This window comes from Paraburkholderia sp., assembly GCF_036488505.1.
Lineage (GTDB): Bacteria > Pseudomonadota > Gammaproteobacteria > Burkholderiales > Burkholderiaceae > Paraburkholderia.
The window spans coordinates 41,881-48,530 of the sequence record NZ_DASXHN010000202.1 but is presented as its reverse complement, the minus strand read 5'-3'; the positions used below and the strand labels follow the sequence as shown (position 1 = coordinate 48,530).

The following is a 6,650-nucleotide window of genomic DNA, read 5'->3' as shown; positions in this document are numbered from 1 at the left end:
AGTTGACGCCGCGCGAACGCGAATGCCTGAAATGGACCGCACGCGGCAAATCCACCTGGGAGATTTCCCACATCCTGAGCTGTTCGGAAGCCGTGGTGAACTTCCATATGAAGAACATCAGGACGAAATTCGGTGTGAATTCGCGGCGTGCGGCAGCCGTGATCGCGGCTCAGTTAGGACTTATTGACCCGGGCTGAGCAGCGCGGCGGCATCGCGGCTGTACATCACGCGTTCGGCGCGGCCCAGATCGGCGTCGGAAACCGTCTTCATGAAGTACAGGCCCAGCAGGATCGACACCGGTGCCGGAATCTCCGCGCCCGACTCGAAGCGGCTGCCGCGCGACTGGGTGACGCCGAACCGTGCCCAGAAGCGGCGCTGGCTCTCTTTTTTCTTCTTGCGATAAGCAATGATCAAAACACGGTCCACTGCCGTGGAAACCTCCGCTGGACGCGAGTGGAGCGGAGTCTGCGGTTGCCAGTGATTGTCGAGGAGTTCCATTTTCGAGCCTTGTAGGTTATTGGCGGATACGCGTTTGAATTCTGCTTTACCCGATAAGCATGCACACCTATCCAGGTAGGTAGGTGGCAGAGACATTCAAAATGCATAAGTTTTCCAGCGTATGGGCTACCCCAACACGTTCAGGAGAACGTCATGCAAACCACGATCCGGATCGGAATGCGGCAGGAATTCGACAACGAACTCATCAACGAGATGTACCGCCTGCGGGCGCGGGTGTTTCAGGGCCGGCTCGGCTGGGAAATCCCCACCATCGCGGGGATGGAGATCGACGGCTACGACGCGCTCGGCCCGCACTACATGCTGATCCAAGGCGAAGACCAGCGCTTGCGCGGCTGCTGGCGGCTGATGCCGACCGAAGGCCCCAACATGCTGAAGGACACCTTCCCGCAACTGCTGCACGGTGCCGCGGCGCCGGTCGGGCGGCAAATCTGGGAACTGAGCCGGTGGGCGATCGAAACCGGGGGCGAGGGACAGTCGTTCGGCTTCACGGACATGACGATCCGGGCGATCCAGGAAGTGATGCGCTTCGCGCAGCGCATGGGCATCACGCATTACGTGACCGTGACGACCACGCCGATCGAGCGGATGCTGCGGCGGGCCGGGCTCGACATCAGCCGGCTGGGCGAGCCGATGCAGATCGGCGTGGAACGGGCGGTGGCGCTCGATGTCGCGGTGAGCGCGAAGACCCTGACGTCGCTGTTCGGACCGGTCGCCGCCGCAGCCTGACCGTCGCCCGGTTTCGGTTCGGCTCACGGTCTGGCTCACGGTTCGCCGCCGGCAGCGGCGAACCAGGCGAGTGCAGAGTCAGGAGCCGAACATCCGCTCGAGCGCATTCTCGAGATGCGCGCGCATCGCCCCGCCCGCGCCCGCCGCGTCCTTGCGGCGGATCGCGTCGAGCACAGCCATGTGCTCGGCCTGCACGAGCCGTTGCCGCTCGATCGTCTTCACGAGCGACAGATTGCGCGACAGATTCATGCTGAACACGATCTGCTCTTCGATAAACGACATCACTGTGATGAAAAACGGATTCTTCGACGCGCGCGCGACCGCGAGATGGAACATGAAGTCGTCTTGCGCGCCAATGCCTTGCGCCTCGATGATTCGCTCGAGCTCGTCCCAGGCGCGCTGTATCGCGGCGATGTCGTCGGCATCGGCCTTCAGCGCGGCATGGGCGGCCGCGCCCGCCTCGGTCACGATGCGAAATTCGTAGCAGCGGCGGATATCGGACAGCGTTTCGAGCGGCGCGAACCGGCGCACGTCGGGATCGGGACGCCGGGCGACGGTCGTGCCCGAGCCGTGCCGCGTCGAGATGATGCCGTCCGCCCGCAGCCGCGCGAGCGCTTCGCGTACAGTCGGCCGCGATGTCGCGAACAGCTCCGCCAGCGCGTGCTCGGTCGGCAAACGTTCGCCTTCCTTGTACTCGCCTTCGAGAATGCGGTTGAGGATGTCGCCGTAGATCTGGTCGGGCAAGCCCTTGATTTTGCGGTCGTTCATCAGCGGACTGGCAGCTTGTCTGAATACGGCGTGATTGTAAGGCCAACCCTCCGCCGCCTCAGCAACATATGCAAGCAGGATCGCGCGTAAAGACCGCCGCGACGCGGCGCGCGTGGCTACGCAAGAACCCGCGAAAGTTTCGCCAAAAGTTTGATTTACATCGTGGTCGAGTGCATCTTTTGCGGCGATCATCTAAGCTTGGGTTGGTATAAAAAATCAATAAACCCTGCCGCGCTAATCGGCGCGGTGCACGCATTTTTCAGACGCGGAGTCGATATGTACACACGCATCCTGGTCGCGGTCGACGGCAGCAACACGTCGCGTCGCGCGTTCGAAGCGGCGCTCGATCTCGCCAAATCCAGCGGCGCGGTTCTGCGGCCTTTCTATGTGGTCGAAAACACGCCGATGTATTTCGAAGCGCCGGGCTACGACCCGTCCATCCTGCGTAACCGGCTGGTCGAGGAAGGCAAGGAACTGCGCGCGGAATTCTCGAAGGCGATGGCCGAACAGGGAGTCAACGGCGATCCGGCGGTCGCCGAGGCCTCGTCGCTCGGGGATGTATCGGAAATCGTGCTGAAGGCCGCCGCCGAATTCGAAGCCGATCTGCTGGTGATGGGCACGCACGGCCGACGCGGCTTCCAGCGGCTGATTCTGGGCAGCGTCGCCGAGCGCTGTGTGCGTCAGGCCACCCTGCCCGTGCTGCTGATCCCCGCCGCTGCCAGCACCGACAAGGCGCCCGCCTGAGCTTTGAACCGCGCCGCCGATACGCGAAGCGCGCTGCCCGGCGCAGGCCGAAGCGCCCGAAGCTAAACCACGGTTGCCGGCACTGCCGCCGGCGGAATGCGTTGACGCACGCCGCGCGGTTCACCATCCCACTCCCGCGCGGGCACGCCCGATCGTCTGGGGATTCATGCGCAGCGACTTGGGCATGACGCTCGAAACCGTGAGCCGCACCGTGTCAAGATTTCAAAAGCGCGGCCTCATCGACACGCAACGCAAGCACATCAAAATCGTCGACCTCGAAGGGCTGCGGCAGGTGTAAGCCGCTTTCGCATCGCGGGCGCGGCCCTTTGTGATGCGGCCCGCCGTGCGCGATTGCCTCGCCGGCCCGCTGTCGCGACGTTTGGACCGCCTTGCGCTCGATGAGCCGGGCAAGTTCGCGGAATCGCCCAGCTTGCCCGGCTCCGCGAGCGCGCTTTGCGCCTTGGCACGGCCCCTGCGAACATGTACAGTTTTCCGACCCTCCCACAGTAACCTGATTGACGGGACCGGAGTGGGCACCAGACGCCACTCCGGTCGACACAGGAGCCCCGGCGACATGAATCGCGACCCCGCCCCGCATCACCCGCTCGCGCAGCGCCTGATCGACGCGCGTCAAATCAGCGACGCTCTTTTTGCCGTCGTCAAACCCGACTATCTGTATGAACGCCCGATCCGCGAACGTCACCGGATCGTGTTCTATATCGGCCATCTCGAAGCGTTCGATCGTAATCTGTTCGATCAGCGCCTCGTCCAGCTGCCGGCATTCGCCCCTGAACTCGACCAGCTTTTCGCATTCGGCATCGACCCGGTCGGTGGAGGCTTTCCGACCGATCAACCCGCCGACTGGCCGTCGCTCGACACGGTGCGTGACTACGCCGAGCAGGCGCGCCAGCAGATCGATGCGGCGCTCGGCGAACTCGGCCCCCACGCGCAAGCGGATGACGCCGCGCTGCTGCTGAACGTCGCGATCGAGCATCGGTTGATGCATGCCGAAACGCTCGCGTACATGCTGCATCAGTTGCCGCTCTCACAAAAGAACACCGCGCTGCGCAAGCCGGTGGTAACGCGGCCGGAACCGCGCGATGCGCTGTCGTCGATGGTCAGCGTGCCGGCCGGTCAGGCCGTGCTCGGCATGGCGCGTGACGCTGGCCGCTTCGGCTGGGACAACGAGTTCGGCGAAATGCGGGTGGACGTACCCGCTTTCGACATCGATCGGCATATGGTGACGAACGGCGCGTTCCTCGCGTTCATCGACGATGGTGGTTATCGCGAACCGAAGTGGTGGTCGCCACAAGACTGGGCGTGGCAGCAAGCCGAGCGGATCGCGCAACCCGCCGGCTGGTCCCAACGCACCACGAGTGACGGGCATCGCGAATGGGTGCTGCGAACGATGTTCGACGAAGTGCCGCTGCCGCTCGACTGGCCCGTCTATGTGAGTCACGCCGAAGCGAGCGCGTACGCGCGCTGGGCCGGCAAGAGCTTGCCGACGGAAGCGCAATGGCAACGCGCAGCGCAGGGTGCGCCGCACGCAGCGTCGGGCAATTTCGATTTTCGCAGCTGGGACCCACAGCCCGTCGACGCGCATCCGGAGAACGTCAGCGCGTTCGGTGTGGAAGGCCAGTTCGGCAATGGCTGGGAGTGGACGTCGACGTTGTTCGACGCACTGCCCGGCTTTGAAGCGTTTCCGTTCTATCCAGGCTATTCCGCCAACTTTTTCGATGGCCAGCATTACGTGATCAAAGGCGGTTCGGCGCGCACCGCGTCGTGCATGCTGCGACCGGAATTCCGCAACTGGTTTCAGCCGCATTATCAGTATGTTTATGCGGGGTTTCGCTGTGTGATGGGGTGACCAGATCATCGATCGGTCTGACGCGTGACCCCTGCCGCGCGAACACGTTAACCCCGCATCCGCCAAAGTGACCGCCGGCGAGCGTCGGATTTTGCACTTGTCGGGGAGCCCGGGCATACTCTTTCAACCACAGGAGAGCAGGGCGCGGCAACAGACCGCGCCTCCCGGAGACTCAATGCGCTTCGATTTGCAGTCGCTGAAATTGTTCGTGGCTGTCTGCGAGCACGGCAGCATCGCCCGCGCGGCGGAAGCCGAGAATATTGCGCCATCGGCTCTTAGCAAACGCATGTCCCAGCTCGAGGACATGCTCAAGACCGCCCTCTTTGTGCGCAGCAACAAGGGACTGGAACTGACGACCGCAGCCGCGGCGCTCTTGCAGCATGCCCGTGTACTGCTGCGCGACATCAACCAGATGGAAAGCGAGCTGCTCGACCATGCGGAAGGACTGCGCGGACAGATTCGCCTCCATGCCAGCCTCTCGACCATCGTCCAGTACATCGCCAACGACATCCGCGACTTCGTGGCGCTGCACCCGAGCCTGCGCATCGACCTGCAGGAGAGCCTGAGCCCCGCCGTGGTCCGCGCGGTGGCCGAAAATACCGCCGACATCGGGGTGTTCGGCGGCACGACCTTGAACCCCGGCCTGCAGGTGTTTCCCTATCACAGCGACCGGCTGGTGGTCATCATGCCGCCCGATCACCCGCTTAGCCGCGCGGAGAAGGTCAAATTCAGCGAGGTGGCCCGATACCCGCTGGTGGGTCCGCAGGCGGGCAGCTATCTGAATTCGCTGGTGTTGCGCGCAGCGGCCGATCTGGACTACCCGCTCAAGCTGTCGATCCGGGTCAATGGCTTCGAACCGGTGCGCAGCATGGTCGAAGCGCGCCTGGGCGTCGGTCTCGTGCCCGAGCATCATGCGCGGCGCTATGTCAGCTCGGCGCCCTTGGTCGCTGTCCAGCTCGACGAAGCCTGGGCCGAGCGGCATTGGAAGATCTGCGTGCGCGAAGCCGAATCGCTCCCCGCGACAGTCCAGCTCTTTCTGAAGCACCTGCTCGCGCGTCGGGCCGTGTCAGGCGCGTCGGGCGCTCAGGAATAAGCCAGCTTCAACCCCGCTTGCGGCCACGGCAACGTGCCGAGGCGCCCCGTGCCCGACAGCGTGAGATAAGCCGTCTTCATGTCGGTGCCGCCGAAGCAAATGTTGGTCACCATCGCGTCGGGCACCGGCACCTGTCGCAGCACCTCGCCGGACGGCGCCACTACCGTAATGCACCCCGTCACCAGCGTCGCCACGCAGATGTTCCCGTCGGCATCGAGCGCCAGGCTGTCGAAGCGCTGATAGCCGGGCAACCCGCACACGAGGCGGCCGCCGTGCGGAGACGGATAAAGATGCTTGCGCGCGCTGCCCGGCGCTTCCAGGTCGAACGCCCACAGCCGCGCGGTCTCGGTCTCCGCCACGTAGACGACGCGCTCGTCCGGCGACAGGCCGACGCCGTTGGCCGTGGTGAGCGGATACGCGACTTCGACGATCATCGATCCGTCCGCTCGACCGTAATAGAGACCGGCATGATCACGCTCGCGCAAGCGGTTCTTGCCGAAGTCGGTGAAGTAGAAGCCGCCGTCGTGGTCGAACACGATGTCGTTGGGACCGCATAGCGGATGCTCGCCACAGCGGTCGTAGAGCGTCGTCAGTGCGCCCGTCCGAGGATCGAAGCGCTCGATGCGCCCGCTCGTGTAATCCGGGTGCACGCCGGGCTTGGTGCGGTTCAGCCCCGCGACCGTTCGGAACAGGAAGCCTCCGTTGTTGCAGATGTAGAAGGCGCCATCCGGCCCCAGCGCCAGGCCATTGGGCCCCCCGCCGACTTGCGCCAGCACGCTCACCGTACCGTCGACAGCGACGCGGCTGATCGTCTCGCGCTCGATTTCGACCAGCACGATCGAGCCATCGGCCATCGCCACCGGGCCTTCCGGAAATTTCAGCCCTGCGGCCAGGACGCGCACAGCGCTGTCCATCGCTCGTTCTCCTCGCCAG

The 6,650-nt window shown here is 64.3% G+C and carries 8 protein-coding genes and 1 pseudogene; 6 read left to right on the top strand and 3 right to left on the bottom strand.

What is annotated here, in order from left to right; all coding sequences use genetic code 11:
• The coding region (locus tag VGH68_RS12285) for a LuxR family transcriptional regulator (RefSeq protein ID WP_331603889.1) at positions 1 to 197 on the top strand (197 nt) is incomplete at its 5' end.
• Here VGH68_RS12285 and VGH68_RS12280 read toward each other — a convergent pair.
• Positions 181 to 498, bottom strand: coding sequence for an XRE family transcriptional regulator (locus VGH68_RS12280; RefSeq protein WP_331603888.1), 318 nt, complete (start codon positions 496 to 498; stop codon positions 181 to 183). The two genes, VGH68_RS12285 and VGH68_RS12280, sit on opposite strands and share 17 nt — an antisense overlap.
• A gap of 153 nt (positions 499 to 651) precedes the next feature.
• On the opposite strand from VGH68_RS12280, the gene VGH68_RS12275 reads away from it, so the two are divergent.
• Complete coding sequence (locus tag VGH68_RS12275) at positions 652 to 1,245, top strand: acyl-homoserine-lactone synthase (RefSeq protein WP_331603887.1); 594 nt, start codon at positions 652 to 654, stop codon at positions 1,243 to 1,245.
• Positions 1,246 to 1,323: 78 nt separating this feature from the next.
• Here the strand turns inward: VGH68_RS12275 and VGH68_RS12270 are convergent, their stop codons facing one another.
• Positions 1,324 to 2,013 carry a FadR/GntR family transcriptional regulator gene (locus VGH68_RS12270; RefSeq protein WP_331603886.1) on the bottom strand — a complete coding sequence of 230 codons (690 nt, stop codon included), beginning with the start codon at positions 2,011 to 2,013 and terminating at the stop codon, positions 1,324 to 1,326.
• A gap of 276 nt (positions 2,014 to 2,289) precedes the next feature.
• Here VGH68_RS12270 and VGH68_RS12265 point away from each other — a divergent pair, with 276 nt between their 5' ends.
• The 4 genes and pseudogenes from VGH68_RS12265 to VGH68_RS12250 all read left to right on the top strand — a co-directional run bounded on the left by VGH68_RS12265 (position 2,290) and on the right by VGH68_RS12250 (position 5,717).
• On the top strand, positions 2,290 to 2,757 hold the full coding sequence (locus tag VGH68_RS12265) for a universal stress protein (protein WP_331603885.1): 468 nt from the start codon (positions 2,290 to 2,292) through the stop codon (positions 2,755 to 2,757).
• 166 nt (positions 2,758 to 2,923) lie between these two features.
• Positions 2,924 to 3,055 (top strand): annotated as a pseudogene (locus tag VGH68_RS12260) (helix-turn-helix domain-containing protein); the annotation flags it as partial.
• A gap of 276 nt (positions 3,056 to 3,331) precedes the next feature.
• Entirely contained in the window at positions 3,332 to 4,624 is a 1,293-nt protein-coding gene (locus VGH68_RS12255) for an SUMF1/EgtB/PvdO family nonheme iron enzyme (RefSeq protein ID WP_331603884.1), read from the top strand.
• Between the two features lie 175 nt (positions 4,625 to 4,799).
• On the top strand, positions 4,800 to 5,717 hold the full coding sequence (locus VGH68_RS12250) for a LysR family transcriptional regulator (RefSeq protein ID WP_331603883.1): 918 nt from the start codon (positions 4,800 to 4,802) through the stop codon (positions 5,715 to 5,717).
• On the opposite strand, the gene VGH68_RS12245 is transcribed toward VGH68_RS12250, so the two are convergent.
• The gene (locus tag VGH68_RS12245; RefSeq protein WP_331603882.1) at positions 5,708 to 6,631 is read right to left on the bottom strand and encodes an SMP-30/gluconolactonase/LRE family protein; all 924 of its coding nucleotides are present in this window, start codon (positions 6,629 to 6,631) and stop codon (positions 5,708 to 5,710) included. The genes VGH68_RS12250 and VGH68_RS12245 overlap by 10 nt on opposite strands.
• Positions 6,632 to 6,650: the final 19 nt, after the last annotated feature.